We start from the raw sequence: 14823 nt of genomic DNA on the forward strand, positions 1-14823 counted from the left end.
GACGCAAGTAGAGCGTGGCAGCAAGACATGCTTCTCGAATGTCCGAACACGATGGCGATCTCTTTGAAAGCCATCAGCGGCCATGGGAGCGCGTAGCTCAGCCGGTAGAGCACGTGACTTTTAATCACGGGGTCCTGGGTTCGAGCCCCAGCGCGCTCACCAAGCAAAATCAATAACTTATTACAAATTTCCAATACTCCCAAAAAGCACTGTCTCTGTACCGTGTCTGCAGACGCATTGTCTGCCTCGATCGCAGCGTGGTAGTTGCCGGCCATGGTCTCGAGCCTGCCCGCTCCTGCGGCATGGCCCAGCCGGCCGCCGGATCCAGACAGATGCGCTCCAATGCACGCGAGCCCGTCGATGTGGTGCCGATCGTGCGGAACGGTAGCCGGCGTAGGCCACGGGCTTCGCAGCGGCGGCCTACAACGGCTAGTCCCAGAGGCCGCGGCTTACGTGGTCACCGCGCAGCCGTCGGGTTACGACTTCCTGCCATTGGCCTAGTCAGCGCGTTGCACGCTAGGCGTACCCGCGGGCCCCGCTACGATGCTCTCCTTTTGGTAGAAGCGCGCGATGCAGTCGTTCGGGAGCCGGCCGGGGTTGTCGGTCACATCGCTGTTCATCAACGTCGTCGGGTGAGCCGTGTGCTGCGCAACCACCAGCCTCTGCTCAGGAGACAGGGTCAGGCGCGCATGACGTTCCATGCTTTCGAGCCAGAACACGCTAAAGCCGTCTCGCTCCGACCGAATCTGCATGCCGACTTTGCTGTAGTGCAACGCTACTGCCAAGCTGGCGCCGAATATCAAAGGCACGGCAACACCCATGACTGATGACGCGGTGACTAGCTTGCAAATTCGGTCGCGATACGCTCGGGCAAAAAGCGCGGCGCTCATCGTCAGGCTGAACAGCACAAAGACCAGCACCTCATTCTGCGCCCTCCCCACAAGACGGTTCCCCGTCGCATATTGGTGTACAAAATATCCGAAATATGCGCCGCCTAGACCAATGAGCGCGACTCCTGCGGCTAAAACCTTTCTGTTTCTCGAACTCACGTAATTCGGTTGTGGCAATACGGTTGTGACCAACACAACGAACAGAAGCCACGTCCCCGTCGCAGGCTCGCTGAACAGGCGCCCCAAGCCAATCAAGCCGAAAAGAAGGGCCTCCTTCAACGAGTTCAAAAAATCACCCGCCATCGGAAACTGACTCATGCGCACGGAATTTCCGGGCGCCGACAACACGACGGCGAGACCGGCGACGGTCGCGAGAACAACCCACAAATGTGCATCCACCTGAAGGCGTTGGTCAAACACCCAGCGAGCCAACAGCGAGCAGGAGACGATACCTATTAGCCAAACCGCCGTGAACTCATTGCACATAGCCGCGACTAAACCACCGAGGGCCATCAGCGCGGTCGATGCGCGAGAGAGATTCAATCCATTTTCCGCCGCGTTTATGAGCTCAGCAAACACCAAGACGACGATCGCCGCAGGAACGGTGTAACAGGCGACACCTGGTAACCAATAGAACATCTGGTGCAGGCTCGGTGCCTCGCTCGCGAGCACAGCCGCGAACGCCAGCCCGAGCGCAATCTGCTGCAAGAGAGTTGTGTCCGACTGGATCCGTCGCGCAAGAAATATCATCGCCGCAACGAACGCCACCATGAAACCAACCATGGTCAGGACGTAGCAGATGAAAAGATCTATGCCTGTCGAGGTGCGTAGGACGGCAGGAAGCTGCATCAGCAGCAACGGCGTGATACGCCCTATGGCCGAGTTGTAGAACACCCGACACTGATCCCACGATGCCATGATGATTGTTCGCATAGAAGAAACAAAAATCATCGGATTCGGGGATCGCATATAGCGCCAGTCCTAGCAGCTTCAGGATGAACACGGCCGGCACGACAACGATAATAGTCCACGAAGCCAGTTTTATAGTACGCGCACCTCGATCATCCGTGTGTGCAAAATTGACCCTGGTCCGCATGCATATTCTTCAATCGGAAAGCGTGCTTTCTAGTTGTTGCTTGATGTGGCGTCAACCGAGGAATTGGAGTCTCTTGCGCGCAGGATCGAACGAAGGCGATCCCGTTGATCCAAAGCAAAGATCAAGTGATCTATAGCTCGGCGCGGCTCATTTCGGGGATGATCTGTGGCAGCAAGAGCAAAGAATCGTCGCTTTCCGACGGCGTACAGGTTGAAGGCGATCAAGCGAGTTCGCGAATGAAAGTCAGGAGACCGGCGACGACGGACTAGGGTCTGTTGGGATTCAGGATTCTCATCGGGGCTTGGTTGTGATTCAAGCTTGGGATGGACCGATTCGTTTTGACTGACGCCCAATGGGCGAAGATGGAGCCGCATTGTCTTGGCAAGCCGGGAGATCCGGGCCGCAGCGGCAAGGACAACCGATTGTTTGTCGAGGCCGTTCTGTGGATCGCCCGAACCGGCAGTCCCTGGCGGGATCTGCCGGCGATGTTCGGCCACTGGAATAGCACATTCACGCGCTTTCGCGACTGGGTGAAGGCGGATGTCTGGAAGCGGCTGTTCGAGGCCATCTCCGACGATCCCGACATGGAATACGCCATGGTCGACGCCACCATCATCAAGGTCCACCGCCACGGTCAGGGCGCAAAAGGGGGACGCAAAGCCAGGCGATCGGCCGCTCGAAAGGCGGCATGACCACCAAAATTCTGGCGCTCACCGATGCGCTCGGCAATCTCGTGCGCTTCGTGCTCCTGCCGGGACAGCGTTTCGATACGGTGGGCGTGCCGCCGCTCATCGAGGGATTGGCCTTCAACGCGCTGATCGCTGATAAGGCCTTCGATAGCAACGCCATCATCGCCGAACTCGAAGCGCGTGGCGCCAAAGTCGTCATCTCCCAGCATCCGCGCCGTGCACAGCCTCTCGCCATCGACAAGGAGATGTACAAATGGCGGCATCTCATCGAGAACTTCTTCGGCAAGCTCAAGGAATTCAAGCGCATCGCAATGCGCGCCGACAAGACCGACCAGAGCTTCACTTCAATGATCTATCTGGCCGCGGCCGCGATAAACTCCAGATGAATCCCAACAGACCCTAGACCACGCCGCCGAAGTCGATGCCTTCCTTGGCAAGCTCCTCAGCTTCCTCGGCGGACGCTGTCGGCTTCGTATCGAGGTAGGGGAGCTCAGACGCCGGCAGAATCGTGCGGATGTTCTGGCCGTCTGTCCGCGTGATGCGAGCAACCCAGCGCTTGGGCCCGTGCTCAAATCGTTCGATATGGTACTGCTTGTACGTAATCATGACTTTCGGACGCAACTGACGCTGACAGGATTTGTTCTATCCAACGTGGCGCCGCCGTACAATTGTTTCCTAAAATTAGGTTAAGGCCAGCGCACATGGACCGGCGGGCTTCAGGCAAAAAAGCAGCCTCAGGGACAACCCGAGGCCGAAGACACCTTCCCGCATCAGGCCGATACGCCACAAGGCCCTAGCGAACGAGCGACGCGCGCCGCGGTTCCTCCCGAGGGTGGCCCCCGCCCGCGAACATGAGAAAGCAGGCGGACGGACTTTCGTCATTAACATGCCGAGTGGCGGTGCCGGTCGCCCCTTCGGTGGTTCTGCGCCTCCGCTTCATCAGCGCCTCGCCGACACCATGGTGTGTAATCTTCGAACCGTTCGGAGTGAACCGCACCCAAAAGTGAATGGTTGATGAATGCCCAATTCAGCGACCATTACTCGTAATAGCCATATGGTTGATCGGGGAGTTACACGGAGGACATAGACATGCTTGCAGCTATCGCCGGTGCGGCCCTCGCCCTCCAAATTGGCGTATCCGCTCCCCAGCCGGCCCCGCTCCAACAGGTCCAGTTTCGCGGCAGTCCAGACGGCGGCTGTCCGCACGGATATGACTTCAACTACTCCAACGGCCGTTGCTATCCCAACGCGTACAAGGCGCCCGGCGTCTATGCCAGGCCAATCCCTGACGATCCGCCGCGGGGCTATGGCTACTATCGATCTCAGAGGTATGGCGATCCAAGGTACGCGCCGGGCTATTACCCGCGCTACTAGCGTCGCGTCATTCGTTCCGGGAAATGCGGGGGCCCACATCAGCGGCCCGCCGGCATAATTTCGGGCTGGGCTAAAAATGCCCCGTCAGTGCGAGCCCGGGCCGGGATAGCGCAGCACACAGCCCCAATTGATTTGCTTGACCTACCTTCAGCTTTCCGGGGCCGAAACTGTAGCTGGCGTGCTCAGGGGAGCTCCTCCAACCGAAACGGGCCCGGCAGATTTCGATTGCCGAGCCATCCGCTTGCGTATCGCTGCGGACAGTCCGTAGCGAGCATGCGCTCTTCGAATGGAGGACGTGACGTCCGACATCATTGTATTCTGCAGCGAGTCGATCTTCGCGATAAGCGTAGCTAGCTGCGAAGATATCTTCTTCACATCGACCCGTTCATCCGTGATGCTCTGTCGCAGAGAAAGAAGTACAATTGCATCCTGCTGCTGCAGAGCCGCATTTTGCTGCAGTGAGTAATTGTTCTCCTGCAGCGAAGCCGTGTGCTGATGCTGGGTCGATTGAATATCCTTCAAGGCAGCGACAACCGGATCCGGTTTTGGCATGGAAGCTTCTTGACGCGGAAGCAGCTCCGCCAAACTGCTGATATTCAGCAATGGAAAATCAGAGGGCGATGTATAGACAGCCGCCGAGCCATTGATGACCAAGGCACACACCGCCAGTGCCACCACTGATTTCCGGCTGGACCGCTTGATCAGTGCGGTAGCTTCCGGGGCTGCGGGTTCGTGTGCCGCGACTGCGGCTGCAAGTGCTGCGGGGTCGAGTTGTTCGACGAGGCCTTGCGTTTCGAAAGTCGCGGTCATTGCATTGACCTCAAATGAGCGAGCAAAAGGATGCCGCCGCCGGAACGTCCTCGCGACGCCTCCTCTACGCAACACCCACCTACAACTGCCTAAAATTGTGGGCTTTTCGGATTAATTCCACGTTAGCGGCTTGCCCGCCTGGCATGCCCCCTCACCCCGGCCGAGTACGGGGTCCATGCGATAGAATTGCGGTAACTCTGCACCCATTTGAGTTCAGGACAGGCCCGACTTTTTCAGGTCAAGTTCCGGTTCTCCGAAGCGAATGCTTTGCGTCTCGATAATGGAACAGCCTGCCCTGAACCGCTACAAAGCTACAGACAACTGCCCCGAAAAGTGTAGGATTCGAGAAAATCGGAGGAGCGGCATGTTTGAAATCAACGGTTTCGACACGGCAGGCGTCGTCAGTCTCAAGCGGGTATCCCTCGCCCGCCGCCCTCAAGAAGGCCCGAGAACTGATCGCGGACGGGTGCTGGGACGTTCAGATCGTTGATCCCGCAGGCCAAGTTTACACATCGTTTGAGGAAGAAGCCGCTTAGTCGCCCCGCCTTAGGCACTTTTCAGAAAGCACCCGCCCATCCGATCGCGCTTCGCGTGCTCCGGCCGTCGCGTCGATCGACATGAAAAACCCCAGCGCCTGGTGGCTGCGCTGGGGCGTTTTCGAAATATAAATCGGTAAAGCGAAATATAAATCGGTAAAGCAATGAGGCCTTCATAGCAGCGGTCTCGACAGCCGCTTGTGAGCTACTTCACACGGCTCGGCTGAATTTTTCACCCCCGTGGCTATCCGCCCCGGCCGACGTTGGACGAGGCGCTATTGAGCCATCGCTCCGTTGCTTCATCGCTCCAGCCGGGGACCGCGAAGCGCGCGCGAGAATTCACGTCCGAGCGAGGACGATCGGCCGCAGGATGGCGTGTCGCAGGATTGCCCGCACGGGCATGATGCACCGTTGCGGCGCTTGCAGACGTGCACAGCACGATCAAGAGGCCCATGGCCAAAACAGAGCGCATCGTATCGGCTCCCATCAAGCAACCGCTCGGGTCTATGTGATACGCCAACCGTCCAACCGCAATCCGACGCAGCTTCACAGCCAAGAGATGGAAGCGCGAACCGACCTCCACTCCCGCGCGCCATGCCGTTGCCAATCAACTCGTTTGGGAGCACGCTGCCCTCCAGGCGCGCAGACGCCACTCAGGGAGAAGCACATGAAGGAGCACGGCCTGGATAGTCGCCACCGGGACAAGGATGGCGCGATCAGCAAGAAGCACGGCAACACGCTGGTCGGCACGTTGCGCAAGATCTACGGAAAGGGTTTTGCCGCCGGTTATCCGGATACGACTGAACTCAATGAAGTGTTGCAACAATTGAACGAGACGTCGCTGAGCCAGTTGCGTCGCGATCACGACACCGGGCATCTCGGGCACAAGATCGACCACGTCCCGAAGTGACGGACTTACTTAGCCAAACTTCAGGTAGTCGAAGCCGGCTCCGGAATTGCGGTGACGCCCAAACTTGTCACGCTGCGCCATCGCCGGCTGCAGCACCATTCAGATGAGTGGACGATTCCGCGTATATTGAGCGCACTGTCGCCCTAGCACCACTGGCCGCCTTATCGCGAAGAACGTCACTCACGCCCGATCTGCGGAAGACAACCGCTAGCACGGGATACCGCGGTTTGAGCATTTCGACGCCACGCGCTAGCATGAGCCTTTTTCAGGAGGCTCATTTGAAACCGTTCATCTTCATCGCCGTGATTGCATTGCTTGCTACCGCTCCCGCCCGCTCGCAGGCCCTCGTCGATCCCAACAAGGTTGCTCCCGAATACCGCGAGGCGGCCGAGAAGCGGCGGGCCGAGCAGATGCGGCAGCGCGAATGCGCGTTGAAGGCGGATCTCGAGAAGGTGCTGCCGAGGGATCGTACCACCTATCTCAACCGATGCCTGGACACGATCGCGGCGAAGCAATAGCGGCTGATCGAGCGGTTTGACGATCACGGCCTGCCGCCTGTCGCGACGGGCCGCTGCGTCGCCGCCTTCAGCGGCCAGACCTGCCGGCGAAGTCCCGGAAGCATTCAAGCTTTCTTCAGACATTTGGGATCACCTGACGATCCATTTCCATCAGTCATTGTCGACCGCGGATGAGTTTCGTCCAGATTCAGTGCACGCGCTGCAAGACCGTATTCCGCGATCGCGCCGGACGGTTGCAGGACGGCTATTCCAGGCAATGTCCGAGCTGCGAGGTGGTGCTGTTCTTCGCGGAGGACTCGCCGAACCCTCAGGTCAAGCAGGCCATGAAGCGCGCGCGCAAGGCCCGCAAGGAGCAGCGCGAAACCGAAATGGCGAGGGCATCCGCGCCGCAGGCCCGTGTCAATTCTTCGCGGTCCCACGCCGGACGGACGCAGCAGCCGTCGGAGGACGAGGAGTAGCTATACGCCCGCCGGGGCTTCCTCGGAAACAGGCGGTCGCGGATATAGCGCGAGGTCGGCGTCAGGCGGATGCCGCGCGGCTTCTGCCAGGCGGCGCGGTCGAGCTCGTTCTTGTCGCCGATCGCGAGCCTGCCTTTGGCCCCCTTCGCGATGAAGATCGCATCGCTCATCTTGCGGCCGGAGCGCTTGTTCCTGGCCGTCACTTCCTTCCAGAGGCTAATCCGGCCGAGCTTCAGTTTGGGCAGCTCTTCCTTGATCTCCCGCCGCAGGCAGTCCTTGTCGGACTCGCGCGCGCGCTTGCGGCCGCCCGGGAACATCCACAGCCCGTCCGACCGGCGTCTGACCAACAATACCTTGCCGCGCTTGGCGGCTACCAGCTTGGAAGACTTCGCCATTTCCGCCGTAATCGAAAACAGAATCGGACCCATGGTAACTTGTCTAGTCGAATAGACAAGTTCAGCCCGCCGCTTGATCACAGGCCGCTGGACCCTCAGGTCCGACGGGTTACGGCAGGCCGATCGCGCCGTTCGAGGCCCGAGATCAGGCCTCGTCCGCTTTTTGCCCCGCTCTTTCCCCTTCCCCTGCCCCTGCCCTTGCCCCCGCCTCTGCCCGGTCCTCCGTCCTGATCCAGGCCATCATCATCTCCCAGGCCACGGACAAGATGATCGGCCCGATGAACAGGCCGACGATGCCGTGGGCGAGCGTGCCGCCGATCACGCCGACGAAGATCACGATGGTCGGCGTGGTCAGGCCGCGCCCCATGACGAGCGGCTTCAACATGGTGTCGAGGAAGCCGACGAGGACGAGAAACACGGTGAGCAGCAGCGCCGTGGTAACGTCCTTGGCGGTCCAGATCCAGATGATCACCGGCAGCAGCACCAGGAAGGCGCCGATCTGCACGATCGAGAGCAGCAGCACGATGAAGGCGAGCAGGCCTGCGCTCGGCACGGCGGCGAGCTTGAAGCCGATTCCGGCCAGCAGCGCCTGCACGATCGCGACGCCGATCACGCCCTGCGCCACGGCGCGGATGGTGGCGCCCGCGAGCCCCAGGAAATGCTCGCTCTGCTCGGGCACGATGCGAAACAGGAAGCCGCGGCCGGCCGCAACCAGCCGCGGCCCGTGCGGAAACAGGAAGCCGGCCACGAACACCGAGACCAGGAACTGCAGCGTGCCGACGCCGGCGTCTCCCGCGAGCCCAAGCAACGGTCCCGCCAACGGCTGGAGATACGGCGCCACCTCGTGCAGCACCGCGCGGATGTTGTTGTAGGTCTGCTCCCAGAGGTCGAATAGCCAGGGGCCAATGAGCGGCCACGACTTGAGCCGCTCGGGCGCCGACTGAAGCGCGAGGTCGCCGGTGCCGAGCTGGCGCGCCAGCTCGCGCACGCCATCTACTGCGCTGATGCCGAGCCAGGTCGCAGGGCCAATGACGATGCCGAGCGTGATCAGGGTCAGGATCGCCGCTGCGGTCTTGGGCCGGCCGCCGAGGATCTTGGCGACCCAGCTGAAGGCCGGGTAGAACGCGACCGCGAGCACGCCGCTCCAGGCAAGGATCGGCACGAAGGGGCGGATGATCAGGAAGGTCCAGATGATCAACAGGCCGAGCAGGCCGACCCGGATCACGAGCTGGATGATGTCCTCGCCCGTCAGGAGTTGACGGAGACTTTTCACGGGCACGGCTTTCCTTGCGGCATTGACGCGGGTTCCGGCACTTGCTCGGTCCAGCGTTATTGCCAGCCGCGCATCCGGCGTCAAGACGACCGGTCCAGCCCGAGCCTGGCGATTAGGAACGCATCGGGCCATTCGGCATTCCGAGAGCATGGCGCGCCGCCCCAGAGATCCTGTCGCACACACGGGAATTCACCGCGGCGCCCACTTTTCGCTGAAGCGAAACGCCGCACCGGGCTATTGGCGCTACGCGTATGGCGTCGGCGACAGGGCCCGCTCCGGCGGAGGCGGTTTGGCTAACGACGATTAACCGGATTTCGGCCGGCGGGTTTACGCCGATGCAAAGCCGTGCACCTACGCTTTCATTGAGGTCCCCCAAACCACTTTCGGTGCAATGGCCAACAGCATCTGGACGATTGAAGAATTCACCTGCGCGGGTTGCAGCATGAACTACACCGCGACGAGGGAAGAGCACGCCGAAGCGCATTCCGGCAGCTACAAGTGCAGCATCTGTAGCGGCGTGGTGCACACCTGGTCCGGCAAGCATCATTTCTTTGGCTGGGAAGCGGTGAAGACCAAGCCGCCGGTGTTCGGAAGGCGCTGGGCAGACGTGGGGCGGTAGGTTGAAACGACGAACCCGTTGAAGCAGTCGCGTTACGCCACTCAAACGTGTCCCTGGCGGACGCAGCCCGCTACTGCCGTCAACGCTGCCTGCGCGAAGTGCGGCTTCTGCTACTCCGCCGCAACAGATAAACTCACCTTCCCCACAACTGAAGCCGGCACGCAATGACCGCAGCTTTCGTTCCCCAGATCGCCCTCTACCGCACCTGGCTCGCCGAGCAGCGCGGCCTCACCTTCGCCAGCTACGAGGACATGCGGCAATGGTCGGTGCGCGATTTCGACGGCTTCTGGCGCAGCATCTGGGATTATTACGATCTGCAATCGCCGACGCCGTTCCAGGCCGTCATCACCGAGCGCAAGATGCCCGGCGCGGTCTGGTTTCCCGGCGCCCAGGTCAACTATGCCCGGCAGGTGTTTCGTCATGTGGACGCGGCCGACGCCGCCGGCCTGCCCGCGATTGTCAGCAGCGGCGAGGACGGCAAGCTTAAAGAGACGAGCTGGCCGGAGCTGCGCCGCAAGGCGGCAGCGCTCGCGCTGCATCTGAAAGAAAAAGGCATCAAGCCCGGCGATCGCGTGGCTGCCTACCTGCCCAACATCCCCGAGACCATCATCGCGTTCCTGGCGAGCGCCAGCATCGGCGCGATCTGGAGCGTCTGCGCGCCCGATATGGCGGCCCCCGCCGTGATCGACCGCTTCAAGCAGATCGAGCCGAAAGTGCTGATCGCCTGCGACGCCGTCACCTATGCCGGTCGACTGCACGATCGCAAAGACGTCCTCGCCGAGCTGCGGCGATCGCTGCCGACGGTCGAGCACGTCATCCTGCACAGCGAGACCGTCGCACCCGCAGCGCCGGACGCCCTGCTCGCCGATATCCTTGCAAGGACAAGTGCGGCGATCGACACGTTCGAACCGGCCTGGCTGCCGTTCGACCATCCGCTCTGGATCGTCTATTCCAGCGGCACCACGGGCCTGCCGAAGCCGATCGTGCACGGCCATGGCGGCATCGTCATCGTGGTGCTGGCGCTGCTGGGACTGCACAACGATCTCGGCTGCTCCTATCACGAGAACTCGTTCGGCGAGCGCTATCACTGGTACAGCTCGACCGGCTGGATCATGTGGAACAGCCAGGTCGGCGGCCTGCTCAATGGCACCATCTGCTGCATCTTCGACGGCAGTCCCGGCGGCGCCAGGGAGAAGCCGGACTGGACCACGCTGTGGCGCTTCGTCGCGCAGTCGAAAGCGACCTTCTTCGGTGCGGGCGCGGCGTTCTTCGCCAACTGCGCCAAGGCCGAAATCGACCTCGCCGCCGGTGATCTGTCGCGATTGCGCTGTCTCGGCTCGACCGGTTCTCCGCTCAATGCCGACACGCAAGCCTGGTTCAACAACCGCTTCGCGGCGCTCTCGAAGACCAACGGCAGCAAGGCCCAGGCCGATATCTGGTGGGCCAACATCTCCGGCGGCACCGATTTCGCCGGGGCCTTCATTGGCGGCAACCGCGAACTGCCGCAGACGCCGGGCGCGATGCAGTGCCGTCTGCTGGGTGCTGCCGTGGAAGCCTTCAGCGACCAGGGCCGGGCCGTCATCGACGAGGTCGGCGAGCTCGTCTGCACCGAGCCGATGCCGTCGATGCCGCTCTATTTCTGGAACGACAAGGGCGATGTGCGCTATCGCGCGAGCTATTTCGAGACCTATCCGGACAATTTCGACGGCAGCGGCCGCGGGCCGGTGTGGCGGCACGGCGACTGGCTCAAGGTCGACCCGGACGGCTCCTGCATCATCTATGGCCGCAGCGATGCCACCATCAACCGGCACGGCCTGCGCATGGGTACGAGCGAACTTTACTCCGCGATCGAAGCCTTGCCGGAGGTGCTGGACTCGCTCGTCGTCGATCTCGAATATCTCGGCCGCGACAGCTACATGCCGCTGTTCGTCGTACTGCGCGACGGCGTCGCCTTCGACGGCGCGATGCGGGCGAGGATCAACAAGGCGATCGAGGCTGGCCTCTCCCGGCGATTCCTGCCGAACGAAATTTTCGCAGTCGCCGAGATTCCGCGCACGCTCTCGGGCAAGAAGCAGGAGCTGCCGATCAAGAAGCTGCTGCTCGGCCAGCCCGTCGAGAAGGTCATCAACAGGGAGGCGATGGCCAATCCCGCCTGCCTCGACTGGTATCTCGCCTTCGCGCGCGACTATCTGGCGCGGACCGAGACTTGAGGGAGATCGGCCCAATTGCGCCGATGCCGTTTGGACTCCGTTCACCGATCACCGCTAGAGCAGGATGGATCTTCCGCAACGAACGCGCGCCATGGCCGATCTCAACGCCGTCCTCACCAGACTCAATGACCGCCTGCTCCGCCTCGAGGGCGAGCTGTTCGTGCTGCGCTCGCTGGCCCGCGCGACGCTGACGGCGGGCGATGATCATGCGGCGCGGATGCGCAAGCTGGTCGAGTCCGCAAAGGTCGCGCTTGACGACGAGGCCGCACGCGCCCTCGACAAGCCGACTCGCAAATATGTCGATGCGGCGACTGCGCTGGTGGAGGAATTGCTGGTCGAGCCGACCACGGCACGGCCGTTGTTCACCGTCATCGACGGCGGCCGGCGCGACTGAGCGCGTCAGATCGGATGCGTCGCGCCGACGTCCGCGGATTCAGCCTTGAGCCGGCTGAGGCCGGCCTCGATGATCGCGATCTCATCGTCGATCTGACCGATCGGCAGGCTGAAATCGTAGCCGGACCTGCTCTTCAGGTCGACCGCGAGCCGCTGTCTGTGCATCATCAGCTGGTCGAGGCCGCGCCGGTTCTTCAGTCGGACGTAGACGTCGACGATCTGCTCAATCGCGCTCGGCATGAAATCGGTCCCGGCAAAAAAGCCCGCACGGCGCACCACGCCGGCGGGACAATTTCGGTGTCGCGGTACGCAATACAAATCCGCGACGAATTCGTCGATACGCCAAGCTGGTTGAGATCGTATTACCGTCCGATGATTTCGTGATGGCCCGGCACGAAAAAGCCGCTGGCGATCATGCCAGCGGCCAAAGCCGGGTTCGAAAACGGATACGGGTTGAAATTTCGCCAGCCCCGGTCGGTCCATGTTCTATCGGCAAACCGGGGTCCCGTATGTTAAAAACGAAACACAGGAACCGGCATATCCATCACTTGCCGTCCGACCGTGGCGGCGCGGCAACGCTAGTCCGTGATGCAGAAGTATGTACGCGGCAGCCTGAGGTAGGCGCTGTAGCGGTAATACGGCCGGTACGCGTAGCCGCGATAGAGTGCCGGCGGCTCTAGAAATTGGTCACCGGCCCTTCCGCGCAGCGATAGGTGTCCCAGGTCGGGCCGATGAAGGGCGCCACCCCAACCTCAGGCGGGACCGCCGGATAGAGTGGTCCGCCGGCGCGTGCCGGAGTGGTCGCGATCAGTGCCGCGAGAAGGACAAGCCACGCACTTCGCATGCGCTCGCTCCAAGCCGGTGCCAAGCGCCCATGGAAGCACCGGACCGGCCGGCTCCGCAATCGACGAATTTATCGCGCATCTGGGCCCCGGTGCATTGTTGATAACCGGCGCAAACGCCGCGCGGGTGGTGACAGGACGTCCGGACATGGTATCGGGGGATGACGCAGTTGCGAGACGGATCGGACCCCCATGCGCATTACCCTCGTCGGCTCCCGCCATTTCGGCGTGACCACCCTGAACATGTTCCGGGAGCACGGTGTCTCGATCGTTCGGGTCGTAGTGGCCGACGCGGAGGATCGCCTCGCCGCGACAGCCCGGGCCGCAGGCATCGACGTCGTGGTCCAGGCCGACCCCAAGCTGGTGGTGGCCTCCGAGATCGCCCCCGACACCGATCTGATCGTCACCGCGCACAGCCATGCCCGGATCGGCAAGGACGCGCTCGCCGCGGCGAAGCTGGGCGGAATCGGCTATCATCCCTCGCTGCTGCCGCGCCATCGCGGCAAGGCCGCCGTGGAATGGACTATCAAGGAAGGCGATCCGATCGCCGGCGGCACGATCTATCACCTCGCCGACCGCATGGACGCCGGCGCCATCGCCGCCCAGGAATGGTGCTTCGTCAAGAAGGGCGAGACGGCACGGGAGCTGTGGGAGCGCGCACTTGCCCCGCTCGGGCTCAAATTGCTGGCCGACGTGATCGACTATGCCAAGGTCCACAAGGCGCTGCCGTCCAAGATTCAGGACGAGCAGTTCGCGACCTTGGCGCCAGCTCTTTCCTGAGTCGCTCTCCTGACGTTTACCCTTAACGTGAAGGGGCGTTGATTCTGCTTCGAAAATTGCAGCCGGAAACGCAAATAAACCATTGTTTCCACTGGAACAATTTTCGATTTGGCATTGCAACAAATTTCCGTCACATTTGGTCCCAATAAGCGTCAGTATATCAGACAGATTCAAGGACTAAATTCATGCGTTTTGCTCGCATTGCGGCGTTCTGTGCCGTCTCAGTTATCACCCTCGCTGCGCCCGCTTTCGCCCAGACCCCCTATGACGGCAATTGGCAGGTCACCATCGTCACCAAGAGCGGTTCCTGCGAGCCGACCGCAAGCTCGTTGCTGACCGTTGCCGACGGCAGGATCACCGCCCCCGGCGCTAACGTTTCCGGCACCATCGGCCGGGAGGGTCTTGTGAAAGTTTCGATCAATGGCGCATATGCCAACGGTCAACTCAGCGGCAACGCCGGATCGGGAAAGTGGAATGGAGCATCTGCAGGCATACCGTGCAGCGGGCGATGGCAAGCATCGCGCCAATAAGCAATTCGGGACCACCGGCCTAAGCCGGCGGCTTCTGATCGCGGCCGCCGTTTTATTTGCGGCGGGCATTGCGAACTCTGAGAGCAAGGCGCAGTCTGGCCCGTTCGCCCCGCTTGCGGGCAGCTGGAGTGGCTCCGGCACGGTCACCCTGGATGACGGCTCGAGCGAGCGGATTCGCTGCCGGGCCAAATACATCCCGATCGGACCGACGATGGAGATGGCGCTGACCTGTGCCAGCGACGCCTACAAGTTCAACCTCGGCGCCAACGTCAGGGCTGAAGGCAGCGCCATCGCCGGCAGCTGGTCCGAGGCCAGCCGCAACATCTCTGGCTCGCTTTCGGGCCGCGGCGCCGGAGGAAACTACGAGTTGGTCGCCTCCGCCGCCGGCTTCAACGCCAACATCTCGCTGAAGACGATCGGCAACAAGCAAATCGTCACGATGCGCGCCGACAGCCAGTTCCGCGGCGCCAACATCTCGCTGACGCGCTAAGCCGATACAA

The 14823-nt window shown here is 61.7% G+C and carries 16 protein-coding genes, 1 tRNA gene and 1 pseudogene; 11 read left to right on the forward strand and 7 right to left on the reverse strand.

Going from position 1 to position 14823, the window contains the following annotated elements; genetic code table 11:
• The first annotated feature begins 86 nt into the window (after positions 1–86).
• A tRNA-Lys gene (locus tag ACVWW3_RS11725) sits at positions 87–162 on the forward strand.
• 335 nt (positions 163–497) lie between these two features.
• Here the strand turns inward: ACVWW3_RS11725 and ACVWW3_RS11730 are convergent.
• A complete protein-coding gene (locus ACVWW3_RS11730; protein ID WP_456671967.1) occupies positions 498–1841 on the reverse strand; it encodes a DUF6056 family protein in 1344 nt (447 codons plus the stop codon).
• 468 nt (positions 1842–2309) lie between these two features.
• On the opposite strand from ACVWW3_RS11730, the gene ACVWW3_RS11735 reads away from it, so the two are divergent.
• Positions 2310–3061 (forward strand): IS5 family transposase gene (locus tag ACVWW3_RS11735; RefSeq protein WP_456671968.1). Its coding sequence is split into 2 segments (ribosomal slippage): positions 2310–2640 and positions 2640–3061, totalling 753 coding nucleotides; the frame shifts between segments, so codons are not numbered across the junction.
• Positions 3062–3074: 13 nt separating this feature from the next.
• Here the strand turns inward: ACVWW3_RS11735 and ACVWW3_RS11740 are convergent.
• Positions 3075–3296 carry a hypothetical protein gene (locus ACVWW3_RS11740; protein ID WP_456671969.1) on the reverse strand — a complete coding sequence of 74 codons (222 nt, stop codon included), beginning with the start codon at positions 3294–3296 and terminating at the stop codon, positions 3075–3077.
• 900 nt (positions 3297–4196) lie between these two features.
• On the reverse strand, positions 4197–4859 hold the full coding sequence (locus tag ACVWW3_RS11745) for a hypothetical protein (protein ID WP_456649956.1): 663 nt from the start codon (positions 4857–4859) through the stop codon (positions 4197–4199).
• Between the two features lie 1203 nt (positions 4860–6062).
• Between ACVWW3_RS11745 and ACVWW3_RS11750 the strand changes: the two genes are divergently transcribed.
• The 3 genes from ACVWW3_RS11750 to ACVWW3_RS11760 all read left to right on the forward strand — a co-directional run bounded on the left by ACVWW3_RS11750 (position 6063) and on the right by ACVWW3_RS11760 (position 7281).
• Complete coding sequence (locus ACVWW3_RS11750; RefSeq protein ID WP_247343353.1) at positions 6063–6305, forward strand: hypothetical protein; 243 nt, start codon at positions 6063–6065, stop codon at positions 6303–6305.
• A gap of 278 nt (positions 6306–6583) precedes the next feature.
• Positions 6584–6823 (forward strand): hypothetical protein, encoded by a 240-nt coding sequence (locus tag ACVWW3_RS11755; protein ID WP_456649954.1) that lies wholly within the window; start codon positions 6584–6586, stop codon positions 6821–6823.
• A gap of 170 nt (positions 6824–6993) precedes the next feature.
• Complete coding sequence (locus tag ACVWW3_RS11760; RefSeq protein WP_247447225.1) at positions 6994–7281, forward strand: Zn-ribbon domain-containing protein; 288 nt, start codon at positions 6994–6996, stop codon at positions 7279–7281.
• Positions 7282–7289: 8 nt separating this feature from the next.
• On the opposite strand, the pseudogene ACVWW3_RS11765 reads toward ACVWW3_RS11760, so the two are convergent.
• Together ACVWW3_RS11765 and ACVWW3_RS11770 are read right to left on the reverse strand one after the other, a co-directional pair.
• Positions 7290–7676, reverse strand: a pseudogene (locus tag ACVWW3_RS11765) (NUDIX hydrolase); the annotation flags it as partial.
• A 145-nt stretch (positions 7677–7821) separates the two neighbouring features.
• Entirely contained in the window at positions 7822–8949 is a 1128-nt protein-coding gene (locus ACVWW3_RS11770) for an AI-2E family transporter (RefSeq protein WP_456649953.1), read from the reverse strand.
• Between the two features lie 391 nt (positions 8950–9340).
• On the opposite strand from ACVWW3_RS11770, the gene ACVWW3_RS11775 reads away from it, so the two are divergent.
• The 3 genes from ACVWW3_RS11775 to ACVWW3_RS11785 all read left to right on the forward strand — a co-directional run bounded on the left by ACVWW3_RS11775 (position 9341) and on the right by ACVWW3_RS11785 (position 12172).
• The gene (locus tag ACVWW3_RS11775) at positions 9341–9568 is read left to right on the forward strand and encodes a hypothetical protein (protein WP_247343368.1); all 228 of its coding nucleotides are present in this window, start codon (positions 9341–9343) and stop codon (positions 9566–9568) included.
• 164 nt (positions 9569–9732) lie between these two features.
• The gene (locus ACVWW3_RS11780; protein ID WP_456649952.1) at positions 9733–11778 is read left to right on the forward strand and encodes an acetoacetate--CoA ligase; all 2046 of its coding nucleotides are present in this window, start codon (positions 9733–9735) and stop codon (positions 11776–11778) included.
• Positions 11779–11869: 91 nt separating this feature from the next.
• Entirely contained in the window at positions 11870–12172 is a 303-nt protein-coding gene (locus ACVWW3_RS11785) for a hypothetical protein (protein WP_456649951.1), read from the forward strand.
• A 5-nt stretch (positions 12173–12177) separates the two neighbouring features.
• On the opposite strand, the gene ACVWW3_RS11790 is transcribed toward ACVWW3_RS11785, so the two are convergent.
• Complete coding sequence (locus ACVWW3_RS11790) at positions 12178–12411, reverse strand: hypothetical protein (protein ID WP_247343377.1); 234 nt, start codon at positions 12409–12411, stop codon at positions 12178–12180.
• 436 nt (positions 12412–12847) lie between these two features.
• Entirely contained in the window at positions 12848–13015 is a 168-nt protein-coding gene (locus ACVWW3_RS11795) for a hypothetical protein (protein ID WP_456649950.1), read from the reverse strand.
• 190 nt (positions 13016–13205) lie between these two features.
• Between ACVWW3_RS11795 and ACVWW3_RS11800 the strand changes: the two genes are divergently transcribed.
• The 3 genes from ACVWW3_RS11800 (at position 13206) to ACVWW3_RS11810 (ending at position 14813) form a co-directional block, all read left to right on the forward strand.
• Positions 13206–13793, forward strand: coding sequence for a formyltransferase family protein (locus ACVWW3_RS11800; RefSeq protein WP_456649949.1), 588 nt, complete (start codon positions 13206–13208; stop codon positions 13791–13793).
• 185 nt (positions 13794–13978) lie between these two features.
• Positions 13979–14323: a hypothetical protein gene (locus ACVWW3_RS11805; RefSeq protein WP_456649948.1), complete on the forward strand. Its 345-nt coding sequence runs from the start codon at positions 13979–13981 to the stop codon at positions 14321–14323.
• Positions 14268–14813: a hypothetical protein gene (locus tag ACVWW3_RS11810; protein ID WP_247343387.1), complete on the forward strand. Its 546-nt coding sequence runs from the start codon at positions 14268–14270 to the stop codon at positions 14811–14813. Before ACVWW3_RS11805 ends, ACVWW3_RS11810 begins: the two co-directional genes overlap by 56 nt.
• The last annotated feature ends 10 nt before the right edge of the window (positions 14814–14823 follow it).

The sequence above is a fragment of the Bradyrhizobium sp. LM2.9 genome (assembly GCF_054056555.1).